The organism is Nibribacter koreensis (genome assembly GCF_039541795.1).
Taxonomy (GTDB): domain Bacteria; phylum Bacteroidota; class Bacteroidia; order Cytophagales; family Hymenobacteraceae; genus Nibribacter; species Nibribacter koreensis.
Window position 1 is genome coordinate 519,879 of record NZ_BAABGX010000001.1, and the last position, 24,256, is coordinate 544,134.

The 24,256-nt window shown below is 47.1% G+C and carries 21 protein-coding genes; 13 read left to right on the forward strand and 8 right to left on the reverse strand.

Annotated elements, in window-relative coordinates:
• Positions 1-18: 18 nt before the first annotated feature.
• The 8 genes from ABD880_RS02210 (at position 19) to recQ (ending at position 9,040) form a co-directional block, all read left to right on the forward strand.
• Positions 19-396, forward strand: a complete 378-nt coding sequence (locus ABD880_RS02210; RefSeq protein ID WP_345161881.1) for a response regulator — start codon at positions 19-21, stop codon at positions 394-396.
• A 30-nt stretch (positions 397-426) separates the two neighbouring features.
• Positions 427-1,551: a chemotaxis protein CheB gene (locus ABD880_RS02215; protein ID WP_345161883.1), complete on the forward strand. Its 1,125-nt coding sequence runs from the start codon at positions 427-429 to the stop codon at positions 1,549-1,551.
• Positions 1,548-3,182 (forward strand): chemotaxis protein CheA, encoded by a 1,635-nt coding sequence (locus tag ABD880_RS02220; RefSeq protein WP_345161885.1) that lies wholly within the window; start codon positions 1,548-1,550, stop codon positions 3,180-3,182. Before ABD880_RS02215 ends, ABD880_RS02220 begins: the two co-directional genes overlap by 4 nt.
• Before the next feature lie 38 nt (positions 3,183-3,220).
• A complete protein-coding gene (locus ABD880_RS02225) occupies positions 3,221-3,844 on the forward strand; it encodes a chemotaxis protein CheC (protein WP_345161886.1) in 624 nt (207 codons plus the stop codon).
• Positions 3,845-4,039: 195 nt separating this feature from the next.
• Entirely contained in the window at positions 4,040-5,317 is a 1,278-nt protein-coding gene (speE, locus tag ABD880_RS02230) for a polyamine aminopropyltransferase (RefSeq protein ID WP_345161888.1), read from the forward strand.
• 15 nt (positions 5,318-5,332) lie between these two features.
• Positions 5,333-6,415 carry an agmatinase family protein gene (locus tag ABD880_RS02235; protein WP_345161890.1) on the forward strand — a complete coding sequence of 361 codons (1,083 nt, stop codon included), beginning with the start codon at positions 5,333-5,335 and terminating at the stop codon, positions 6,413-6,415.
• Between the two features lie 28 nt (positions 6,416-6,443).
• Positions 6,444-6,779, forward strand: coding sequence for a phage holin family protein (locus tag ABD880_RS02240; protein WP_345161892.1), 336 nt, complete (start codon positions 6,444-6,446; stop codon positions 6,777-6,779).
• Between the two features lie 119 nt (positions 6,780-6,898).
• Positions 6,899-9,040 (forward strand): DNA helicase RecQ, encoded by a 2,142-nt coding sequence (recQ, locus tag ABD880_RS02245; RefSeq protein ID WP_345161894.1) that lies wholly within the window; start codon positions 6,899-6,901, stop codon positions 9,038-9,040.
• 79 nt (positions 9,041-9,119) lie between these two features.
• On the opposite strand, the gene ABD880_RS02250 is transcribed toward recQ, so the two are convergent.
• Positions 9,120-10,322, reverse strand: a complete 1,203-nt coding sequence (locus tag ABD880_RS02250) for a S8 family peptidase (RefSeq protein ID WP_345161896.1) — start codon at positions 10,320-10,322, stop codon at positions 9,120-9,122.
• A 360-nt stretch (positions 10,323-10,682) separates the two neighbouring features.
• Here ABD880_RS02250 and ABD880_RS02255 point away from each other — a divergent pair, with 360 nt between their 5' ends.
• The 3 genes from ABD880_RS02255 (at position 10,683) to ABD880_RS02265 (ending at position 13,695) form a co-directional block, all read left to right on the forward strand.
• On the forward strand, positions 10,683-11,441 hold the full coding sequence (locus tag ABD880_RS02255; protein ID WP_345161898.1) for a helix-turn-helix domain-containing protein: 759 nt from the start codon (positions 10,683-10,685) through the stop codon (positions 11,439-11,441).
• A 146-nt stretch (positions 11,442-11,587) separates the two neighbouring features.
• Complete coding sequence (locus ABD880_RS02260; protein ID WP_345161900.1) at positions 11,588-12,304, forward strand: pirin family protein; 717 nt, start codon at positions 11,588-11,590, stop codon at positions 12,302-12,304.
• 134 nt (positions 12,305-12,438) lie between these two features.
• On the forward strand, positions 12,439-13,695 hold the full coding sequence (locus tag ABD880_RS02265; protein ID WP_345161902.1) for a zinc dependent phospholipase C family protein: 1,257 nt from the start codon (positions 12,439-12,441) through the stop codon (positions 13,693-13,695).
• A gap of 119 nt (positions 13,696-13,814) precedes the next feature.
• On the opposite strand, the gene ABD880_RS02270 is transcribed toward ABD880_RS02265, so the two are convergent.
• Positions 13,815-15,182: a DNA recombination protein RmuC gene (locus ABD880_RS02270; protein WP_345161904.1), complete on the reverse strand. Its 1,368-nt coding sequence runs from the start codon at positions 15,180-15,182 to the stop codon at positions 13,815-13,817.
• A 283-nt stretch (positions 15,183-15,465) separates the two neighbouring features.
• Here ABD880_RS02270 and ABD880_RS02275 point away from each other — a divergent pair, with 283 nt between their 5' ends.
• On the forward strand, positions 15,466-15,966 hold the full coding sequence (locus tag ABD880_RS02275; protein ID WP_345161906.1) for a DUF2062 domain-containing protein: 501 nt from the start codon (positions 15,466-15,468) through the stop codon (positions 15,964-15,966).
• 175 nt (positions 15,967-16,141) lie between these two features.
• Positions 16,142-16,618 carry a DUF4920 domain-containing protein gene (locus ABD880_RS02280; protein WP_345161908.1) on the forward strand — a complete coding sequence of 159 codons (477 nt, stop codon included), beginning with the start codon at positions 16,142-16,144 and terminating at the stop codon, positions 16,616-16,618.
• 218 nt (positions 16,619-16,836) lie between these two features.
• On the opposite strand, the gene ABD880_RS02285 is transcribed toward ABD880_RS02280, so the two are convergent.
• From ABD880_RS02285 to ABD880_RS02310, 6 genes are all read right to left on the reverse strand, one after another.
• Positions 16,837-19,752: a PD-(D/E)XK nuclease family protein gene (locus ABD880_RS02285; protein WP_345161910.1), complete on the reverse strand. Its 2,916-nt coding sequence runs from the start codon at positions 19,750-19,752 to the stop codon at positions 16,837-16,839.
• A gap of 212 nt (positions 19,753-19,964) precedes the next feature.
• The gene (locus ABD880_RS02290; protein WP_345161912.1) at positions 19,965-20,423 is read right to left on the reverse strand and encodes an SRPBCC family protein; all 459 of its coding nucleotides are present in this window, start codon (positions 20,421-20,423) and stop codon (positions 19,965-19,967) included.
• A 143-nt stretch (positions 20,424-20,566) separates the two neighbouring features.
• Positions 20,567-20,959, reverse strand: coding sequence for a hypothetical protein (locus ABD880_RS02295; RefSeq protein WP_345161914.1), 393 nt, complete (start codon positions 20,957-20,959; stop codon positions 20,567-20,569).
• Between the two features lie 224 nt (positions 20,960-21,183).
• Entirely contained in the window at positions 21,184-21,660 is a 477-nt protein-coding gene (locus ABD880_RS02300; protein WP_345161915.1) for a hypothetical protein, read from the reverse strand.
• A 505-nt stretch (positions 21,661-22,165) separates the two neighbouring features.
• Positions 22,166-23,701 carry a malate:quinone oxidoreductase gene (locus ABD880_RS02305; protein ID WP_425575819.1) on the reverse strand — a complete coding sequence of 512 codons (1,536 nt, stop codon included), beginning with the start codon at positions 23,699-23,701 and terminating at the stop codon, positions 22,166-22,168.
• A 77-nt stretch (positions 23,702-23,778) separates the two neighbouring features.
• Complete coding sequence (locus tag ABD880_RS02310; protein WP_345161917.1) at positions 23,779-24,237, reverse strand: HAD family hydrolase; 459 nt, start codon at positions 24,235-24,237, stop codon at positions 23,779-23,781.
• Positions 24,238-24,256 lie beyond the last annotated feature (19 nt).

Genomic DNA, 24,256 nt, shown 5'->3' on the forward strand with positions numbered 1-24,256 from the left:
CCATTTAAAAACACCGTTATGGAAATCACTGAGAAAAAAAGAATACTGATTGTAGATGATTCATTCTACATGCGCACCATGTTGAAAAACATGTTGCTAGATGCAGGATATGACGTGGTGGGTGAAGCCCCAGACGGAAAAACAGCCATAGAAATGGCCAAAGACAAGATTCCTGATTTGGTGACCTTAGACGTCATCCTTCCTGATAACACAGGTTTGGATGTGTTAAAAGCCATCAAGCAGAACAATGCAGACATCAAGGTGATCATTGTGAGCGCCGTAGGGCAGGAGGTAATTGTAAACGAGGCCACGGAGCATGGTGCCTTGACGTACATTGTGAAACCGTTCTCAGAAGACAAAGTATTGGAGGCCTTAAACCAGGCTTTCCAGGAATAGAATAATCTCGCTTCACTCGTCTCTTACCACGTGCTACACGCGCCTAATACAAAAATCAAGGTTTTAATAGGGGATACCTCTGTCCGGTCTAGACTGGTGCTCTCTGGCATGATCAATGCCGAGCCCCATCTGGAGGTGGTGGATACTGCCCAAACCAAAGATGAATTGTTAAGCAAGGCGTTTGATCTGCAACCAGATGTGATTGTGGCCCAACCGGGATTGACGGTAAGCGGCAAGCTTCCGCTGTTCAGATCTGTTTACAAAGACCAGTCACCATTGCTGTTAATGGTGTCACAGAAAATGGAATTGTATTCTGAGCCTAATTTAACAGACCAGGAAAGCGCGTACGTGTTGCAGTCTGACAGTAGCCTTGCAGCCGGAAAACTGGTGGGGGTTAAGGTAGAGTTGATGAATAAACTGCGCGCTCTGGTGAAAGGATATGGTGGCACGTTCACCTGGCGAGGCATGCAGCCAGAAGTTGAGGTTCTAAAGGTAAAATACCATCCAACTCCTGTAATTAACCCCGCTCAGAAACCCTTATGCCTGGTAGTCTTGGGCGCCTCTACTGGTGGTTCAACGGCGGTAGAATATGTGTTGCGTGATTTAGAGGTGCAACAACCCACGGTGGTGCTGGTGGCCATCCATATGCCAGAGAAGTTTACCAAGCGTCTAGCCAGACGTCTGCAAAAGGTGACCAAGTGGCAGGTGGAAGAGGGGCGCAAAGGAATGGCCTTGCAAGCCAATACGGTCATCATTGCCCCAGGTGGACATGATATGTTCATTAGGCGCAATGCCTTGAAGCCAGACTTGCTGACACTTGACCTGGTACCAGCTACTTCTGCAGTATTAGACTCTCCGTCTGTGGATACTTTGATGCAGTCTGCCGCCTATTGTGCCGGTGAACATGTCATGGGCATCATCATGACGGGCATGGGGCAGGATGGTACCAAGGGTGCACAAGAAATTAGAAACATGGGCGGTGTGATCATCGCTCAAAACGCAGAGACCTCCTCTATTTTTGGAATGGCCAAGTCGGCTATTGAGAATGGGGTAGTGAACGGAGTGGTGGCCTTAGGCCAGATCCATTCCATGATTAGCCGTTTTGCGGCAGAAAGACACCTGAGCCACACGCTCCAAAGGGACCTTAGTAGATGAAGGCGAGAGAGCAGGAATACAAGGAGATATTTATAGCCGAAGCGCTGGAGTACTATGACGCGCTCAGCCGGCACATCAGTGATCTTGAAAAGAACCCTGACAACGAGCAGGTGCTTGCCGAGATTTTCAGGCTACTCCATAACCTTAAGGCCAATGCCAAGGCGATTGGGTACCTCAATATTTCTGACGTTGCCCATAAGTTAGAGACGGCCTTTGGGTTGATCAGAAACAGAGAGCTTAACTTTAGTGACGAGGTAGTTACCGTTCTTTTTGACGGAATTGACATGCTGGGCGAATTGATTGCCGGGATTGACAATCCAAATTCGCCGGAGCCAAGCGCTGCTTTGCTCCGCAACCTGGACATTATTGCCAATTCTGTCTCTGAGAATACTGGTGAGGAGCTGTCTAAGGTACAGAAGTACTATACTTCTAAAAACCTTTCGCTCTCTGACCTCATTTACATTCAGATTAAAAAGCTGGATCACCTGCTGAACCTAGTGGGCGAGTTGATCATTGACCGGGACCGTATCCTTTCCATCAGCAAAGAGCTGGACCACGACGACCTGAAAAGCGTCAGCTCCCACCTCTATCGCATTACCGAGGAATTGCAGTTTAGTGTGATGGATGCCCGTCTGGTAAATGTGGGCTCGCTGTTTAACAAATTCCCGCGTATTGTGCGGGATATTGCCGTTGCAGAGAAGAAAGAAATAAACCTGGAGATTGTAGGACAGGACATCCAGATTGACCGGAACATCCTGCAGATTATCACAGACTCTTTGTTGCATTTAATGCGCAATGCCATTTCGCATGGCATTGAAAAGGCAGACGTCCGTAAGAAGCAGAAAAAATCGCCTCAAGGAAATATTATTCTGTCAGCACAGAATGACAGAGACACGGTGATCCTTAGATTGATAGATGATGGCAAGGGCATTGACCAGGCAGAAGTACGGAAGGCGATTGTGAACCGAGGGTTCTTGCCGGCAGATGCAGTGGAGGATCTTAGAGACACAGAAGTGCTGTCCTACCTGTTTGAGCCGGGGTTCTCCCTAGCCAAAGAAGTAACTGAGTTCTCTGGGCGCGGCGTTGGCTTGGATGTGGTGAAGAATGCCATTGATTCTATTGGCGGACGTATTAGAGTAGATTCCCAGAAGGGGATAGGCACTACGTTTACCATGTACATGCCAACGTCCATTGCGGTAAAAGGCGCTTTGTTGTGTCAGGTTGAGGAGAACTACTATGCCATTCCGCTTATGCACACAGACTCTGTGGTGTCTTTGCCATCCACAGAATTGCATGAGGTGGGTGACTTGTTGGTGGCAGACATTAAGGGGGAGACAATTACCATTGTGTATTTGCGAGAGCTATTCAATGTAGACTTGCACGAATACAGCGGTAGAAAATCAAAATTGCAGGGAGATGTACAGAATGTCATCATTGTCACGTACAACAACCGGAAACTAGGTCTCATTGTGGACAGTCTTCTGCGGCAGCAGGACATTGTGATCAAGGCCCTAAGCAAACCGGTGAACACGATTGAGATTTATGCGGGCGTGACGTTATTAGGCTCAGGAAAAGTATGCCTGGTGCTGGACGTGGCCGCTATTACAAGATATTTTATTGCCAGAAGGTAAGATTGTTGGAGGGGTACTAAAAATTTAAAGCCTGATTCATGGAGCTTCAAGTAAATGAACTAGAACGGGATATTATCAAAGAAATCCTGAACATAGGGTTGGCCCGGGCTGCAGATTCGTTTGCAGCTATTGCAAAAGACCGCGTTTTGCTCAAAGTGCCCGACCTGCAGTTAATGGAGGCCAATGAACTGATTGAAATTGTGCGCGCCTATGAAAAATCGCACACCATTATTCAGTCAGATATTAAAGGTGACCTAAACGGGTCCACGCTCATGCTGTTCTCAGAGCTGCACATTGAGCAGTTGTCTGCGGTTTGTTTGGGAATGACCGTAGATCCAAAAGCTCCCCTTACAGAGATGCAGGAGTCTCTTTTGTTAGAGATTAGCAATATTATTACCGGCGCTTTGGTAACGCAGTTGGCCAACATTCTTAAGGCCAGTATCTATGGATCTCCGCCGGTGGCCCCCAAGAATGACATTGCTGAATCCTTGAAGAGTATTTTCACGGAGCATCCCTTGTTTCAGCCCTTGGTGTTTACCGTCATCACGCAGTTTACCAATAATACCCAGATGGTAGAACTGCCTTTGCTCTTGTTTTTTGACACAACCACCTTCGTCAAAATCTTAGAGATTATCAGGTCATACAACTTCCTGGCAAAGTAAACCTGGTGTTAAAAATATAGTCTGTAAAAGAGCCGCCTTGTGCGGCTCTTTGCATGTGGGGTTAGCCATTTCCGTTTTTTGCTCGTTTTATGGAAAACAGGCCAAAAACGGAGAAGCCGCCGGAATCTTTCCATTCCCGTATCTTTTTCGTTGCTTTGCGCTTTCAACACATTAATTAAAAATACAAGTATGGCGATGGACGCGTTAGGAAGACACATATTGGTGGAGTTTTACAATTGCTCCCCAGAATTGATGAATGATGTAGTGCACATTGAGAACAGCATGGTAGAAGCCGCCGAAACGGCCGGTGCCACCGTCATCAACAGCACCTTCCATCATTTTTCTCCTTATGGCGTCTCTGGGGTAGTGGTGATTCAGGAAAGCCACTTGGCCATTCATACCTGGCCAGAGTATGGCTACGCGGCGGTAGACTTGTTTACCTGCGGCGAGACCGTAGACCCATGGGTTTCTTATGATTTTCTGCAGAAGGCGTTCAAAGCCAGCCACGGTTCTTCCATGGAGTGCCGCAGAGGCCAGCAGAGCTTATTGCAGCGCACCGACTTTACCGTGGAGGCCCGCGATTCTGGCCAGCAGATTACGCCTATTCCTAAAATCACGCGAGACGTTTGGTTTACAGAGCGTGACGAGAACATTGCCCTTTCTTTAAAGCACACTGGCAACCAACTCTATAAAAAGCAATCGCCTTACCAGAAAGTAGAGGTATTTGAGACCCTAGCGTATGGAAATATGCTAACGCTGGACGGTATGGTGATGTGCACCCAGAAGGACGAGTATGTGTACCACGAGATGATCACCCACGTACCGGTTTTGAGCCATGGCAACGTAAAGCGTGCCTTGGTGATTGGCGGCGGCGACGGCGGAACGGTTCGCGAACTTTTGCGCCATGAAAACATTGAGGAAGTGGTGCTGGTAGAGATTGATGAACTGGTGATTGAGGCCTGCAAAGAGCATTTGCCAGAAACGGCCAGCGCCTTTGACCATCCTAAATTGAAATTGTTGGTAGCGGATGGCATCAAGTATATTCAGGAATGCGCTAATGAGGCTTTTGATTTAATCATTGTGGACTCTGCAGATCCAGTGGGTCCGGGAGAAGGCCTGTTCACGGCAGAATTTTACCAGGAAGTGTACCGCTGCCTGACGGCTAACGGCATCATGATCACCCAAAGCGAATCGCCTAGGTTCAACACCAAGGTGTTTGTAGAGATTTATGATACGTACAAAGGCATCTTTGGACAGGAGAAGGTGCATTGCTACCTGGCAGCCATTCCAACCTATCCTACCGGTACCTGGAGCTTCTCCTTTAGCTCCAAAGGCAATGCGCACCCTAAAGATGTAGACATGGCCAAGGCGGCGGCGTTCTCCAGAGAGCATAACCTGCGCTATTACAATGAAGACATACATCATGCGGCGTTTGCTCTGCCAAACTTCGTGAAAGACCTTTTAAAGAAATAACCCAACGCCAGCTATATGAAGTTGACCTCCATGTGTGAATCTAAGCGCGCTAAAATCTCTGCTTTTGACCCTAACGGGGTGGGTGAGATTGGAAGCGGCTTGTTTGGCTTACCCTTTAATGAAGAAGAATCTGAAGTTGTCATTTTCCCAATTCCCTGGGAAGTAACGGTTTCTTACAACGCTGGTACCGCCGAGGGGCCAGCCGCCGTAAGAGACGCGTCGCCGCAATTGGATTTGTTTGATCCAGAGCTGCCTAACGTTTGGCAATTAGGTGTGCACATGCCAGAAATACCAGCGGAGTGGGCCCAGGAAAGCAAGCGACTGCGGGAGAAAACCGAAGAGTATATTCAATGGCTAGAGAACGGCCAGCCAGACGGCAATCATACGCATGACCAGACGGTGGCAGAAGTTAACCAGAAGGGTGAAGAACTGTTGCAATGGTCTAAGCAAGCAACTCTGGATTACCTGAACCAAAACAAACTGGTAGGAGTATTGGGTGGTGACCACAGCACGCCGCTAGGCTTCATGCATGCCTTAGCCGAAAAGCATGAAGAATATGGCATTTTGCAAGTAGACGCGCACGCAGATTTGCGGAACGCCTATGAAGGCTTCACCTACTCGCATGCCTCTATCATGTTCAATGCGTTGAAGATACCCCAGGTTAAGAAATTGGTGCAAGTGGGCATCAGAGACCTTTGTCAAGGCGAAGCAGAATTAGTAGAGCAAAGCAACGGCCGTGTGATTACCTTTTATGACAGCGCGCTCAAAACCAAAATGTACGCCGGTAGCTCCTGGAAGAAGCAATGCAAGAAAATCATAGCCCAGCTTCCGCAGAAAGTGTACATCAGTTTTGACATTGATGGGCTTGATCCTAAACTGTGTCCAGGTACGGGTACACCGGTGCCCGGCGGGTTTGAGTTTGAGGAAGCTGTGTATTTGATAAAGGCACTGGTAAAATCTGGCCGGCAGATCATTGGGTTTGACTTATGCGAAGTGGCTCCCGGTGATACGGAGTGGAATGGCAATGTGGGCGCACGCCTTTTGTATAAGTTGTGCAACTGGATGGCGGTTTCACAGGGCAAGATTGAGTCTATTTAATAACCATTTATAAAGAAAGGCTTTTACTATGGGATTCATCATTAAGATCATCTTGACAGGCATTGCCGCCTTTTTCCTGGCGCAGTTCATTCCAGACATCTACCTGGATGGCATAGGGAGCGCTATTATTTTGGCGCTTGTGCTGGCACTCTTAAATGCCATCGTGCGGCCCATTTTGGTATTCCTAACCATTCCCATCACGTTTATGACGTTAGGGTTGTTCCTGCTGGTCATCAACGTGATAATCCTGTACCTGGCAGACTACCTGATTGACGGCTTTGAGCTGCGAAGCATTTTAGGTGCTTTGTTGTTCAGTTTGGCCATGTCTGTGATAACCACCATCATTGATTTTGTAAGAAAATAGAAGGAACTACCTATTTCTAAAAAGCCCGGGGCGTCTGCTCCGGGCTTTTTGTTTTATCTGGTACAGAGTCACTTGAATAAGGGCCGTTTTTGAGGTATTTTTGTGAAAAGAGCAGAAAAATGGACGTGAGGGAAGCGCAAGAAGTACTAAAGCTATATTTTGGGTATGACAAGTTCAGGCCGGGTCAGGAGGATATCATCTCCAATGTCTTAGCTAAGCGCGATACCATAGTGCTTATGCCCACGGGCGGTGGTAAGTCTGTCTGCTACCAGGTACCCGGTTTGGTGATGCCTGGCTTGTGCGTGGTGGTATCACCCCTCATCGCCCTCATGAAAGACCAGGTAGAAGCGCTGTTAGGCAATGGCGTAAATGCAGGTTACCTTAACAGTTCACAATCCTCTAAAGAACAGCAGCTCATAGAGCAGCAGTGCTTTGACGGAAGGCTCAAAATGCTGTATGTCTCGCCAGAGAAATTGCTGTCTGCCGGGTTCTTTTCTTTTTTAAAACGACTAGAAGTAAACCTTTTCGCGATTGATGAGGCGCACTGTATCTCTGCCTGGGGGCATGACTTCCGGCCGGAGTACCTTCAACTGAAAAACCTTAAGATACAGTTTCCTGAGGTTCCCGTCATTGCCTTGACGGCTACGGCTGACAAACTCACCCAGCGCGACATTCAAACCCAGCTGTACCTACAAAATCCTACGGTCTATAGCTCATCCTTTGACCGTCCCAATATTTATTTGCAGGTACAGCCCGGCCAAAAGCGAATGGAGGCTATCCTTGATTTTTTGGAGGACCGTCCATTTCAGCCAGGCATCATATACTGCCTTAGCCGCAAAGCCACAGAATCCCTGGCGCAAAAGCTCAAAGAGAAGGGCTACAACGCCGAATACTACCACGCTGGTTTGTCTGCTAAAGACAGAGACAAAGTACAGGAGCGCTTTCTGCAAGACAACTTGCAGATCATGTGCGCGACTATCGCTTTCGGGATGGGGATTGATAAGTCTAACGTGCGGTGGGTGATTCATTACAACCTGCCAAAAAACCTGGAAAGCTATTATCAGGAGATTGGCAGAGCGGGCCGGGACGGTGCCGCTGCCGAAGCCTTGTTGTTTCATAGCCTGGCCGACGTTATGACGCTCAGGGACATTATCACGCAAGGAGACAACAAAAAAGATCAAGCGCTGTCTCTGGCCAAGCTAGACCGCATGCAGCAGTACGCCGAGAGTACCAGCTGTCGGCGTAAGACGCTCATGCATTACTTTGGCGAGGAGTACCCGAAAGATTGCGGACATTGCGATGTATGTGATCATCCGCCGGTGTCTTTTAACGGCACAGAACTAGCCCAGAAGATATTGTCTGCCGTGGCCCGTACCAAAGAAACCATTGCGCCAGCGCAGGTGGTGGATATTTTAAGAGGCTCTAGAAACCAGATGTCTCTGGCCAAAGGGTATGATAAGTTAAAGACGTTTGGAGTGGGGAAAGATCTGCCGCCTCTTGAGTGGCAACGGTACATACATCAACTCATTAACCAGGGCATGTTAGAGGTGGCCTATGATGAGCACGGCGCTTTAAAATTGACCAAAGGAAGCCAGGACATTCTCTTTAACGGCAAGTCAGTGGAGCTGGTGAAGTTTCAAGCGGCAAGCCCTAAGGAGGAGAAGGAGAGAGCCACCAGAGGCAAGAACAGAAACCCGCTGGCCACTGCCTTGTTTGAGCATCTGCGGCAGCTACGCAAGGACCTGGCGCAGGAGAGGGGCATTGCTCCGTACCTAGTCTTTAATGACAATACCTTGCAAGAGATAGCAGAAGAACGCCCAACCAGCAAACCGGCCTTCCTCTCCATCTCTGGAGTGGCGCAGGCCAAGTATGAGCAGTACGGTGAGATCTTCATCAACTCCATTCTCTCTTTCTTGTCTAAGCAGTCTAAGGTGGAACAGGTAAAACTAAAGGGTGCTACCCATCTGCTCACTTATGAGGCCTTGCAGCAAGGAAAATCCCCTGAAGAAATCTCGGTTGACCGGCAACTACAGTTAGTGACAGTCTTTTCTCATATTGCCACTTTGTACCAGCAGGGCTATGAGGTAGACTTAAAGCCTTTCATTTCAGAGAGTGAGTACACAAGAGTACATCAGGCTATTTTAGAGACCGGTTGCCGTTCTGCCATGAAACCCATCTTTGAGCATCTGGACGGGCAGATAGACTATTTTAAAATACGGTTGGCCTTGGCTAGATTTAACAAGGAGAGCGCCACTGTCTAGGCCCTATAGACACAAAAGCTATTACATAGAAAAGGCCCGGTTTATAACAGGGCCTTTTCTATGGGTATTTATTGATTACCTATTTCAAGATGATTGGATCTGGCTTGCCGTCTGGGTCACCTACCACCAAACCTTGGTTATTGATGGCGGTTCCTTTAAGGGCTAGCAAACCTGCCAAGTGCGGTGCTGCAAAAGAAGTACCAGTGCTACCACCTAAATATCTTCCGCCTGTACCAGTAGAAGTGATGTTAGTACCTGGTGCACTAAAATCAACAGAGGCTCCAAAGTTAGAAGAAGGATTGAATTTGCCGTAGGTGTCCATGTTAGACACGGTGTACACATTAGGAGCGTTTACACGAGCCGGAGAATCCAGCATGCAGTCAACGCCGCTGTTACCAGAAGCAATGGCAATGAAGATACCACGGGCGGCAGTTTTCTTAACCAGGTCATCTAACAAGGTAGAACCGTTTACACGAAGGCTCATGTTTACTACGTCACCAGCCTTACCATATTTGTACACGTGGTTCAAAGCAGAGTAAATGCGGGTTAGCGTACCATATCCTGTGTTGTCAAATACTCTAAGGGCTACAAGAGAAGCATTAGCCGCAACTCCTACCACACCTACTGTATTGTTCTTGGCGCCAATGATACCAGCCACCGCAGTACCGTGGCCGTAACCATCTTGTACAGAGGTTACACCAGAGATGAAGGAAAGGCTGCGAGCCACATCAACATTTAAATCTGGGTGGTTAATGTCAATACCAGAGTCAATGATCCAAACTGTTTTACCGGTTCCGTCACCGTAACCTACGCGGGCAACGCCCCAAGGAACAACCTGGGTTGAGGTGGTAGATGTAGAAGTAGTAGTGGTAGTTGAAAGAGGAGTAGTAGTGGTTGAAGTGGTTGTCTGTTTAGAAGGTTTACCTAACATTACCGCTTGTTCAGGCTCAATGTAAGCTACATTTTCGTCCTGTCTTAATAAATCAACTTCTGCCTTGCTTAAAGAGCCAGAGAAGCCTTCAAAAGCACCATCTGATAAGTTTTGAATTCGCTCAGAAGCTGAACGGTGAGTACCTAGCACTCTTTCACGTAAGCTTTGAGCTTTAACGCCATTCTTTAGAATAACAATGAATTTTCCATCTATGGCATTGGAAGTGGCAGCAGGCTCTTGCGGAGCGGTGGCTGTTTCTTCTAAAACTTCATCTTTCTGACAGCCCGCCATGGTAAATACTGAGGCTAAGGCAAAGAAAGAGACTGCTTTCTTAAACGTTCCTGACTTCATACGCATTCAATTTAAAGTGTTAAAGAAAAAGCATCAAAAAGAGAAAAATTAGTGAAACCTCATTTTGATATTGTCGTAACCAACTTCCTTTTGAAGTGGTTCAAATATAGAGATAAATTCTATACCGGAGCGCAAAATAAAAATATAAGCTATTGATATATAATAACTTATATATAGTAAAATTAAGCTTATTAAAATGGTGATTTAAACAAATTCTAACGGTTATTTAACCGTAATTGTTTTTATTTCAATACTTTAATAGGAAACAATTAAGAACCGTTAAAATAAGTTTGCCAAAATCATTAGTTCTCTGCTAATAAAAACGTATTTTTACTAACAGAATACCTAATGGCCACTAGCATGCTTAGCACTAACTTAAAATACCTGAGAAAAAGAGAGAATTTGACGCAAGTGCAGCTTGCCGAAAAACTACAGATCAAGCGCTCCTTGATTGGAGCCTATGAAGAGGGAAGGGCTGAGCCTAAGCTGGTTACGCTGGTAAAAATGGCACAGGTATTTAACATGTCAGTAGATGAGCTGATTAACCCAGAGCTTCCTAATCTTGCTAAAAGCGGCAGCGGGCATGCTTCTAACGTGCGGGTCTTATCTATTACAGTAGACGCCCAGGACCGTGAGAACATTGAACTAGTGCCTTATAAAGCCAGTGCTGGTTATTTGAATGGGTACGCAGACCCAGAGTTTATGGAAGAACTCCCTAAATTCAGGCTGCCTATGATTCAAGGGCCAGGTACGTACAGAGCCTTTGAAATCAAAGGAGACTCCATGCTGCCCATCCCCTCTGGCACCGTCATAGTGGGCCGTTACATTGAACGTTGGCAAGACGTAAAAGACGGCACTCCTTGTATTGTGGTGAGTTTGCAAGAGGGCATCGTGTTTAAGCGCATCTACCAGAAAGCTAATGCCTCTGCCTTGCGGTTGCACTCAGACAATCCCACTTACCAGCCGTATGAGGTAGCTCTGGCAGACGTGGTAGAGCTTTGGGAAGCGAAGGCCTACATCAGCACTTCTTTCCCAATGGCTGAGATTTCTCTGGACCGCCTAACATCCCTGGTCTTAGACTTGCAACAAGAAGTGCAAAAACTGAAGACCGTTAACTAGAATAGAAGATACCTTTGTTGACTGCCGTTTTTGGCCTGATTTCTTGAAATCAGGCCAAAAACGGCAGTTTGCGTTTACAGAAAAGGCAAAAGGAACTCCTTTTAATCCTGTACGTATGGAGTGACTGTACACCAAACACTACCAACATGATCAAAGTGATCTCTGCCGCAGATAGGCACCATGCCTCCCATGGATGGCTCAATTCCTATTTCCTTTTCTCCTTTTCAGACTATTATGATGCCAATAACCTGCAATGGGGACCCTTGCGTGTCTTCAATGATGACTATATAAAGGGCAAAAACGGTTTTCCGGAGCATGCCCATTCAGAGATGGAGATTGTCACCATTGTGTTAGAAGGGGAGATTACGCACAAAGATAGCTTAGGAAATGAGACGGTGATCAGTGCCGGACAAGTACAGCGCATGACGGCCGGAACCGGTATTACGCATTCAGAGAAAAACGACAAAGACGAAGAGGTACATCTGCTCCAGCTCTGGTTTATGTCTAATAAGAAAGGCGCTAGTCCTAGCTATGAGCAGAAATCTATTGATTTTTTAAAGGAGAAAAACGAACTGATTCCTCTGGTGACGGGGCAGAAGGTGCTGGAAGACGTGGTGTACATGAATTCTAATTCCTCCGTGTTCTACGGCCATCTGGAGAAGGACAAGGAAATCAACTTTAAGACCTTTCAGATTAGAAAAGGATTGATCTACGTGATGACCGGAGAGCTGTTTGTGAACGGCATTCAGGTAGAGAAGAATGACCAGGTACGGTCCATGGACGTAGATGCGCTCAGAATCAAAGCCTCTGCAGACAGTACGTTCATCTTGATAGATGTGCCTGCGGTAGAAGCCAATTATTAAGCCATTTAGCTAATAGAATGAAGGAAGCAGACGGGGCCATGCCTTGTCTGCTTTTTTTATGTAGCTGCTGAAGTACTTCTTTACGTATATATACGCATATTGACTTATTTCCCAACTCCCCATAACGCCTTCTTATGAAGCCAAGCCTTCTGTTGTTTGCCTGCGTGGTGCTTCTTCAACTGGTTTTCCCCATGAAAGCGAAGAGTTACGGCGTTTTAACCCACCAGGCCATTATTGATGTGGCCTGGCAACCTTCCATTATCCCCATCCTGAAGAAAAAATACCCGAATGCCACTGAGGAGCAGTTGCGCAAGGCGCATGCCCATGCCTACGGCGGGGCCATCATTCAGGACATGGGCTATTACCCCTTCGGGAATGTGTTTTTCACGGACTTAACGCACTATTCTAGAAGCGGCGACTTTGTGGAAGCCTTGTTGCAGGAGGCTACCACCATTGAGGAATATGCTTTTGCCTTGGGAGCATTGGCCCACTATTACGCAGACAACTACGGTCATCCCATTGGCACCAACCGCGCCGTGGCCATGGTCTACCCCGAGGTAAAAGCCCAACACGGGAATGAAGTGACGTATGAAGAAGATCCGGCGGCTCACATAAAAACCGAGTTTGGGTTTGACGTGCTGCAGGTGGCCAGAGGCAATTACGCGCCCAAGGCCTACCATGATTTTATTGGGTTTGAGGTAAGCAAGGAGCACTTAGAACGGGCTTTCCAGAAAACGTACGGCCTGGAACTTAAGAGCTTGTTTGTGAGCCTGGATCTGACCATTAGCACCTTCCGGAGGTCTGTGAGTACCTTGATTCCTAGCCTCACCAAAGCCGCCTGGAATTTAAAAGCTAAAGACATACAAGCCTCCAAACCCGGACTTACCAAACGTAAATTTCAGTACCGAATCAGCAAGACAGATTACCATAAGGAATGGGGAAGGGAGTACCAGCGGCCAAACTTCTTCCAGCGGACCTTGAGTTGGCTGTTGAAGGTGTTACCTAAAATTGGCCCTAATAAGGCGCTTGCCTTTAAGCCGCCCACGCCCGCCGCCGAGAAGGTGTTCATGGAGAGCTTCAACGTGACGTCAGATAAGTATGCGGCCAAACTGAAAACTATCACCCAGACGGATGTCACCTTACTCAACACTGACCTGGACACCGGCGATAAAAGCCAGATTGGGACCTACGGTAAGGCAGATAAGACATATGCCGAGCTTCTGGATAAACTGGCCAAAGACGATTTTAAAAACTTACCCCCAGAACTGAAGGTGAATCTGCTCAATTTTTACGCTTCGGCCAAAGCACCTGCGCCCTCTGACCAGGAGGCTCAAAAAGACTGGGAGAAGGTGCAGGAGAACCTAACCAAACTGAAAGCCACCAACCTATAAGGCCAACCTTCCTTTTAGCAAATCTGCCATCTCCGTTTTTGGCCTGTTTTTCAGAAAACAAGCCAAAAACGGAAGGCTTCAGGTTTTGTCTATAATTATGGCAGAGAAACGTTAGAGGTTTATGCTTCCTCTAAGTCCTCGCTGGGCTCTTCCACCTCTTTGGGCAAGGCCGCCGAGATAACCGGGGCGTTGAGGAGCCACTGGGTCTCCATGGTCTTGCTAGTTCGGGCACCCAGTTTCTTTAGTAGCTCCACTTTCTTGAGCAGGTTGCCGTTTCCTTCTGAGAGCTTGTTCATGGCCAAATGGTACTTCTGCTGGCTGCGGTCCAAGTTCACGCCAATGTCTTTAAGGTCTTCCAGGAAGTTGGCAAACTTATCATAGAGCTTACCGCTTTCCTCGGCTATGCGCAACACGTTGCGCTTCTGGCTTTCCTGTTTCCAGACGCTAGCCACGGTTCTTAACGTTGCAAGGAGGGTAGAGGTAGTCACAAACACGATGTTACGGTCCAGCGCTTCTAAGAACAAATCACGGTCCTGTTGAATGGCCAGGTTAAAGGCTGGCTCAATGGGTATGTACATCAAGACAAAGTCAGGGGAGTTGACGCCGTGCAGGTGCTGATAGTTCTTGCGGCTCAGGTCCAGGAAGTGCGTCCTGATGGACTGGATGTGGCTCTTTAAATGGATTTGCTGTTGCACCTCATCCTCGCAGTTACAGTACGCATCATACGCCACCAGGCTCACTTTAGAGTCAATAATCAAATGCTTATTATCTGGTAGGTCAATGATGACGTCTGGCCTAAATATTTTAGAATCGTCGTGCTGCAAAACCTGCTCGCGGCGGTAGTGCACGTCCCGTTCCAGTCCAGATTTTTCCAGCAGGTTCTCCAGCAGGTACTCGCCCCAGTTTCCTTGGGCTTTTTTCTCGCCGCGCAGGGCCCTGGTTAGGTTCAGGGCGTCCTGGCTCATCTGCTGGTTCAAAGAAGCCATGTAGGTAATCTGCTCTTTCAAAGAAGTAGTATCCTTCAGGGTCTTCTCATAGGTCTGCTCCACCTTGCTCTCAAATTCCTTGATGCGCTCCTTCAAGGGAGACAGGACCTGCTCCAGGTTCTCCGCCGATGTTTTCCGGAAATGCTCGGCGTTGTTGACCAGCACTTGGTTGGACACCTGGGTGAACTGCTGCAGGAAATTCTCCCGCAGTTGGGACAGCTCGGCGCGCTCGTCCGAGAGTTTTTGCTTGAGGTGGTAGATGTCGTTTTCGGCGCGGGTGACCTCAGCGTGCAGTTCCATCACCTTGGCCTGCTCGCGGCGTACCTGCTCCTGTAGTTTCTGGGCATCTGCTATGGCGGCTTCCTGTTGCTTAACCGCAAAGGCTTTGGCCAGCTCATGCTCCTGCACTGTTTTTCTTAACGAGGCCAGTTTGCCTTGCAGCAGAAAGTATACCAGAACGGCACCAACCAGAAATGCGAGCAGCGTGAGCGTGATGTCCATAAGAGAAAACAGGTGTTTAGCGGAGAGAACAGTTAAAGATACGGGTTTAGTGCCTGAGTTCTAAAAATATTCGCAATAGTAATAGGGTTAGCAATGGTTTTGGCTGTCATAGTAGGGACAGCTGATTATCTGACGAAAAGAAGCTGAAATAGAGTGGTTACTTCTGGCCTCTCTGGGTATTAACAGAGAGGCCAGAATTTCTTTCCTTAAAAAGGGAATTCCCTCCAACTTTTAGCGTTGTCTACTACGTACGCTTTCCTGAGCTACAAGAGACCCAGACACCATGACCATGATTTTAAGAGCCAATGCGGTAATAATGCGGTTTGTGCGGCGAAAGCTGTGGGACCCCATCATGGCCTTGGCAAAACAGGGATTCACCCCTCACCAGTTAGCACTCACCATTACCTTGGGCTCCGGCTTCGGGATGATTCCGTTTATTGGCCTCACTACCATACTGTGTACCTTCTGGGCGCTTAGGTTGCGCCTGAACGTGGCTTTCACCATCTTGATAGGCTACCTGATGCAACCGTTCCAACTGGCGTTGTATGTGCCGTTTGTGGACTTGGGCCAGACCATTTTTCCGGTTACGCCCATTCCGTTCTCCTTAGAGAAGTTGATGGCTATGTTTCAAATAGACTGGGTGAACGCGTTGCAACAGGTGTGGTTTGCCAACCTGCTGGGGATTTTTGCCTGGATGCTGTGCTTCGTGCCGTTTGGATTAGCGGTGTATTTTTCCAGCAGAAAAGTCTTGCACAGGGTTTTGCCTGTCCCAGAAGTGGCGTAGTCCGTTTTTGGCTTGTTTTCTCAGAAATAGCCCAAAAACGAGCTGCGATTTATACGGAGTAAATTCTGATACTTTATAAGATTCCTTTTATCTTTGAGCACCAGAAAGAAAAGAGAATGAATTACTTATCTGGTTTTACGGTTTACCCAGTACTCACACTTTTACAAATAAAATTATGATGAAAGCAGTTCTTCCTTTCGCGCTTGTCCTTTGCCTTTCTGCTTCTGCATTCGCGCAAGATAATGTGCGCCCCGCCAAACCTGGAGTGACCTACGGCAAAAAAGTAACCGCCAAGAAAGCTATTGCCATGACTGACCTGTCTTCTAAGCTAGAGACGGCCCCTGAGTACAAAGGCAAGATTGAAGGCACCGTGGTAGAGGTGTGCAAGAAGAAAGGCTGTTTCATGAAATTAGAGAGACCCAACGGCGAGGCGGTGATGGTGAAGTTCACGGACTATGCCTTCTTCATGCCGATGGACATTGTAGGCAAGACCGTAGTGGTGGACGGTACCGCTAAAGTGACTGAAACCACGGTAGAGCGTTTACAGCACTTCGCGAAAGACGCCGGTAAAAGCGCCGAAGAAATTGCCATGATTACCAAGCCCAAGAAAGACATTGAGATTGTAGCCGACGGCGTTTTGGTCGTGAAATAACAGTACAACCGTTTTCCTTATAAAGCGAAAGGCATCCCAGATTTTGGGATGCCTTTCATTTTTGGTCTGGTTTCTGGGAATTAGGCTAAAAACGGAACAGGTGATGTAGAGACTAGGCACTGCCTTGTCTTTGACGCAATCCTGAACATTGCCTGCTGATGTAAACACCCCCCGTCGCCCCTCTCGAGGGGGGATTCAATACTTGGTAATTTACTTAACTATCCTCTGGCGCAGATGCTTTTGTAGGCGCAGTATTGGCAAGTTTCTAGGTCATTGGTTTTTTTAATTGGCTCTGCGGGGTCTAGCATACGTACCACCAATTCCCTTAACAGCCGCTCAGAGGTTTCCATAAAGTCTGCAGGGTTTCCTTGGGCATCCACGAAAGGCAGTTCTGAAGTTAAGACGCCTGCGCCCAAGTTCCGGAAGGAGATGATGCCGGCTTCGTATTCATATTGGCTTTTAGGCAGGTTGAGTACTTTGCTTTCCAGCAAACTTCCTTTCTGTATCTCTTTGGCTAGAATGTAGCGATATAGCCACAACTGCCGAACCTTGTCCAGATGGCGGTCATGCAGCAGGGTGGCTTCCAGGTCTTCGGGTTTTACTTTCAAGCTTGGCGCCAGCACTTTACCAGTTTTGTAGTCAATCACGCGCAGGGTACGGCCGCTTAAGTCAATCCGGTCAGCTTTACCAGAAATCTGCACCGTTACCTTTTCGCCGGATGGTAGTTTGACTTCCAACTCTGTCTGGAGTTTGTCCTCCAGGGAAAGGATATACAACGGCAGTTCTTCTGAGGTTTGCAGTCCTTCTAAATAGCGGGTGAGCAGTTGCACGGCCACCTTGTAGAGGATGAGGTTCATGCCTTGCTCAGGCAGGTTACCCAAGGTGCCACGCTTGAATTCCTCTTTCACTTTCTCAGACAAACCGGCCAGCATCTGGTCAATGTCAGCGTGCTCAATGGGTTTGGCTTCCTCAGCGAACGGCCTGAAATAGTCTTCCAGCACCTGGTGCACAATCGTCCCGAAGGTGTCTGCGCCCACGAGCTCATCAATCTCTTCTACTTCCTGCAGCTTGGCAATGCGCGAGAAATAGTACTGGAGCGAGCAGTTCACGTACTGGTTCAGGTGCGAAGGGAAAAGGCCGCGCTGTAACTCGTTTTTAAGTTTGCCTAAGACCTCTTCGTCCTTCTGGATAACAATGTCTGGCTCATACTCCTTGGTGTCCAGTTGCTCCACCACAGCCGTTAATTCCCGGAAGGTGATGTTGGGGTTTCTTGGGGCCAGGTCATGCTGTAACTGCAAAATAAACCGGGACTTCTCCCCGGAGCCATAGGTGTCTGAAGGCAAGACGTACAGCAGGTTCACTCGCTTGGCGCGTTGCAACAAACGGTAGAAGTAATAGGATGTAATACTCTCTTGTTCAGCATAGGTAGGCAACCCGAAGGTTCGCAATACGTCATACGGGAACAGCGAGTTTTGCTTCTTAGGTTGAGGCAACATGTTCTCGTTTACGCTCAGGATGATGAGGTTCTCAAAGTCCAGGGCGCGGGTCTCCAACATCCCCATGACCTGCGTGGGTGAGATGGGCTCGCCGCTGAACGGCAACTTGGTGTTGTTGATTTGCTCGTACAAAAACTTCTTGAAACTGCGCACCGATATCTTATGCTCGCGGCAGTCAAAGAGCGAGTCCAGGCGCTTAACAATGGTGTAGAGAATGTAAAGGTACTCGGTCTCAATGGGGTTCTCTTTCTCCAGCCGGTAAATTCTGCTGAGCGCGTCCACCAGTTGGTAGAGGGTGTCAATGAGGTCGGTGCAGTCGTTCCAAGTCCTGAAGAGCGTGATGAACATGGGATGCTCGCGACCCAGCTTAATAATTTCTTCGGCGGTGAGCAGCACGCTGTTTTTGGCTACCATCTCATCCAACACGTGCTGGAACAAGTCCAGGTCGGCCTCGCGCTCGGCTAGCCCGTTCAGGTACTGTTCATAGCGGCGCAGGAACGGATGTTGCAAGAGCTTGGTAACGGCCAGGTGGTGGTACTTGTTAATCCGGTAACCAGTATCAGTGGGTTGTACCACGCCCGTCAAATGCACGTCAAAGAGCAAGTCAATGAGGTTGAACAGGGGAGTGCCTTTAAACGACAGACCCATAGTCACGTTGTAGTCAGAGACTTCGTCTGAAATGGAGTGCAGGACCGGCAGGAGCAGGGTCTCATCTGGCAGGACAATGGCAATTTCTGCGTTGGGATCTTCTTCCCGAATCTCGCGCAGCAACTGCCCGGCAATCTTGCCTTGCATGCTGGCGTTGGCCACGCCAATGGCGTTGATTTCTTTGGTGTCTGTCAGGAGCAGATTCTGTTGCCAGTTCCATTCGGGTAGGGGCCATTTGGCTTTGTAGCGCTTCAAGAAATGCCCCGCGCGCTTGTCTGACTCCAGGTTCATGTAGAAGTCATCTGAGTCAAAGAATACTTCGGCTTTGCCCGCCGACAGTAAGGTCTGGATGATTTTTTGCTCAGCCCGAGACAAGGCATTCAAACCGATGAAAATATATTTATAGCAACCGGCGGTGCTTTGCGTAATGTCTTTGATGCGGTCGGCTACCATCCTAAAGGCCATGCCGGTATACGCCTGCTTGTCTTTCTTAAGTTTGGCTTGCAGGGCGTTGTAGGTGCGTTCCAGGTTGGTCCAGAGCTGGAAGTACTGCTTCACGTTCTCAGTGGGCGTACTACTGCCGGGTTTGCCCGGGTCCCAACGCTCCAGCGCCTTGGCTTCGCTCACGTACTCAAACACCGCCGCCGGGTCCACCAACTCCATGTCCATGCGGGAGAAGTCTTCCAGCAAGGTGGAACTCCAGCCCACAAACTGGTCAAAATCCAGTTTCGGGTCAAAGGTGAGCATGATGTCATACAGGTCCAGTTGCAGATGCAAGGGCTCCAGCACGTCTACGTTGGCCATGTTGCAGACAAACTCTTCCATGGAGTAAATCTGCGGCGACCAAATACCCGTGGGCGCGGCCTCTGCCAAAGCATTCTTGAAGTACAAGGTAGCGCGGCGAGTAGGCAACACAATGCACAAGTCACTGAGCTGGTCTGTGTAGGTCTGGTAAATATGGTCAGCGGCTTGCCGAAGGAAGGATTGCATGCGGGTGTAGTATCTGTGAAAGGGGCGGTGAAAGTAAAGATACTACGTTTTTGGGCTGTTTTGGAGAAAGTAGGCAAAAATCGAATTGGGGTCACGGGTTGTAATTACAAGAAGTTGGCGGATAAGAAACAGAAAATTTAAATATCTTCTGAACCGCCAATTCCTAGTAGCTAAGTTAGTTTCTCTGTGTTTTTAAAATATCCTTAATGACATTATTTCTCACAAAGCTCTTTTAATTTATCTAGTGCCTTTGGGTAAGACTGGTTCATGTAGTCTACAAAATCTTCCATAGTGTCTAAGTCAACTGTAACGGTTGTTGCACCATTGTTTTCCTCGAAAGTATAGTTCTCAAATCCGTTTGCCCATTTCTCCACTTCATGACCTTCTGTGATTTCCTTATCAGCTTGTAGTAGGCCGTAATGCTGAATGGATACAAATTGGTTGGGAATGTTTTCAACTATTCTAGAAACCATACCCCCCTTTTCGCCTTGTTCATCTACGCCAACAAATAGAATTTTACTTCCCTTGTCCCAGTTTCCTTCATAGGTAGATGTAGGGTTAAACAAAGAAGTCCATTGCTCATAGGTTGATTTACTGTTGATGCCAAGCATAACATCATACACCTTAGTTACAGGTGCATTTATAGTTACAGTGTATTGTAGCTTTTCCATACTATCATTTTTGAAGTATATTAATTTTTAGATCTGTTTTTATGTTTATAAATAGTACCCAACAGTTCTGCTAAAAACCGTTGCCAACCAGCAAGGTATATATGGTTTTTAGCAGAACTGTTGGCGTGTCGTTATGTTATTTTTTAATATACATTACTTGAGAAGTATTGGAAGTAATTTTCTCCTAAATTCCATCGTTTCGAAAATTCCTTTATGTATAACTGCAAATCCTTTTCAGAGTTATATAACACTTTGTTTTTGGCATTCTCAAATTCTACAACTGTATATCGCCGTGGGTTTGGGTGACCTGTTCCAAAGGTGGACTGAGCTTCTTGGAAAAGTATATAAAATAATGCCTTAAATCGATATTGACTTGATTTTAATATATCTAAATCTTGTTCCGAAATACCGAACTCAAAGGTTAAGTCAGCATGACCTGATGAAACAGGAAAACAATATATAAGACCGGTTTCACTTTTATAAATAGATGGGCCATAACCTTTGCTCAAACTATAAACCTCGCTATTAGTTTTCATGCCTAGTAAAATAAAATGATCGCCAACGTTTGAGTTGATGCTGGCTGATTATTGATAAGTCGTTTCTCAGGAATTAAGCTTTTCATGTAGCGGAACTCGACAAATGACTAGAACCCATAAACCCAGCTTTCATTTATTTTTATTAGGTCAATTGATTTTATAGCATTTTGACTTTTTTCGTATCGTTGCTACGTGTCATAATACATTCAATCAAAAACAAATAACTATTTTTTTCTTGTAAAGAGTTGGATTGAGGTCTTGTCTTTATAATATATCTCAAGTCTTTCATTGTCGAATTTATTAATCTCACGTATCCAATTGCTATTCTTATTTATTCCTTTGATGAATAATTTACCTTCTTTCTGCTCAAACTCTACCTTTAAAGTGTCATATTTATTGCTTGACCTTACTAAGGTTTTGCTTTCAGAGTTAATGTTAAAAAGCATTTCAGGGGCATCTTCTCCTAATAATGTGCATACTTGCTCCCCTTTGTATTCTCCCACAAGTACCGAGTCGCACAAATTCACCCAAGTACCATTTAATACATTGTAATTTGTTTGGGTTGGTGTAATAGCTGTTTTGCAAGAAATAACAAGTATTGATATGATTATTGTTGTAAACAAATTTTTTCTAAAGAAAAAGGTAATCATTTGTGTGTAATAACCATTTGTTTTCTCTGATCTTCTGTTTTTGTTGTTCATTTTTTGGTTTTAATAATTTTAAACTGTATGCGATCCAAATTATTAAGTTGTATAGCTTTTATTGTTGTTGATATTACAGTTGTAAACTAACAAGCCATTTTGAGTGGATTTTAAATTTTCGTTCGAAAAAGATTTAGCAACAATTATTGCTGTTCTTTTAACTTATTGCACTACAGAATAAAGGACCCAAAACCCTAAATATTATAGATTGCTTAGCTACAATCTTACTCCCATTTTTAAATTTCATTTTCACATGCAGAGCATTTTAAGAACCATTTTTATATTTTTATTTCATTTGCCCTAACTTCTGTATAAACGCAAACATACGCTTATCTGCCCTATGTACGGAGGTAAACATACGGTTTATTTTATATTCAGACAGATAACAGTAATTACTCTAGCGAATATACTATATAGTCGTCGTCTAATAAAAAAAATCCATTTTTGGCCAGTTTCCTTGAAAACAGGCCAAAAACGGATTTCATAAATTGCTACAGCTTCGCTTTTAGCGCTGAACCAACTGGCCTTCTTTCAATTGAAGTACTTCGGCGGTGTAGGCACGCATCTCCTGGCAGAGTTGTGGGTCGTCAGACAAAGATATGCCTAGCGATGGAATCATTTCCTTGAACTTGGCCTGCCATTCTGGGCTCTTGGCTTGCACCGGGAAGCATCTTTGAATCAAGTCCACCATAATGGATACGGCGGTAGAAGCACCCGGTGAGGCGCCCAGCAAGGCCGCAATGGAACCGTCGGCCGAAGCCACCACTTCTGTCCCGAACTCCAGCACGCCGCCTTTGTCTTTGTCTTTTTTGATGACCTGTACCCGTTGACCGGCCATCTCCAGTTCCCAGTCCTCGGGCCTGGCAGTGGGTACGTATTCGCGCAAGGCGGCCACCCGGTCCTCTGGAGACTGCATCACCTGCCCAATGAGGTATTTGGTCAAAGGTATATTGGTATAGCCGGCCGCTAGCATGGGTCTTAGGTTATTGACTTTGATGGAGAACGGCAAGTCGAAGAAAGAGCCCTTCTTCAGGAATTTAGTTGTAAAGCCGGCATAGGGTCCAAACAGCAAAGCCCGCTTGCCGTTTATCATGCGCGTGTCCAGGTGCGGCACGCTCATGGGCGGCGAGCCCACGCTGGCCTTGCCGTACACCTTGGCCGAGTGCATGGCAATGATTTCGGGGTTGGTGCATTTGAGCCATTGGCCGCTCACCGGGAAGCCACCAAAACCATCGGCCTCTGGAATGCCCGAGGCCAACAGCAAGGGCAAGGACCCGCCGCCCGCGCCAATGAAGACAAACTTAGCCCGTACCCGTTTCTTCTCCTCTGTGTTGATGTCTTTGACCCGTATGCGCCAGCGTTTGTCTGACTCAGTGTCCTTCTGCCGAAGCTTGCGCACCTCATGGTTCAAGTACAAGGTGACGCCCTCCATGGCCTGCAGTTCTTTGAACATGAAACGCGTCAAGCACCCGAAGTTCACATCGGTGCCCGCGTCCATTTTAGTGGCGGCCACTTTCTCATTTTGCGCACGTCCCGCCATAATCAAGGGCATCCATTGCGCCAACTGCTGTGGGTCTTCTGAGTATTGCATGCCCTGGAACAGGGGCGAGGTAATCATGGCCTCATAGCGGGTGCGCAGGAAGTTCACGTTGTCCTGCCCCCATACAAAGCTCATGTGCGGCACGGAGTTGATGAAGTCTCTGGGCGGAGATTTGATGATGCCGCTCTTCACCAGAAAGGCCCAGAACTGGCGCGACTGCTCAAACCATTCGGCAATGACGTCTGCCTTGGTGATGTCCACAGAGCCGTCTGGCTTCTGCGGCGTATAGTTGAGCTCACAGAACGCCGAGTGGCCTGTGCCCGCATTGTTCCAGGCATCAGAGCTTTCGGCGGCTACTTCGCCCAGGCGTTCATATATTTCAATGGTAAGGTTGGGTTGCAGTTGCTTAAGCATAATGCCCAGCGTGGCGCTCATGATGCCCGCCCCAATCAGCACTACATCTGGCTCGGTAACCGGAATGTCTTTCTTGTCTCTAAACATAGTCTTCTTTCTAACTCCCTCAGAATACGAGGAAACTAGTATAAAGTGTTTTGAGACGGATTAGCTGGGTAGAGACGTTAAGTCTGTATTGATAACGCAATAAGGGAATCACGCACAGTATCTTGCCACTGCATGTCATTTTCGGCGACTATAATGGTCTTAAACCCAAACCGCTGGCCTTCCATCTCTACACCAATAGAGTCATCTATGTGCACATCAATCCCGAAAGCGGGTGGGTACTTTGAATATAGTTTACCATCCGTTAACAAAATCAACTCATGACGTCGTTGGTTGATGATGCCATCTAGCCAAATACCATAAGAAAAAAACAGCCATCTTATATAGCTAGCAGACCTGTAGGAGGTGGTATACACAAGTATTTGATGACCCTCAGATTTTAGGTCTTTTAGCAGTTGTACAGTGCCCTCTCTAATTTTCTCCAATCCAAATCCCCGCTGTATCAAGTTTTGCCTCTCAGTTGGAAAGCGCTTGGTGCCTGGAATAATGGTGTCATCCAAGTCAAAGGATATGGTCATATGGAGAACCGTTTTTGGG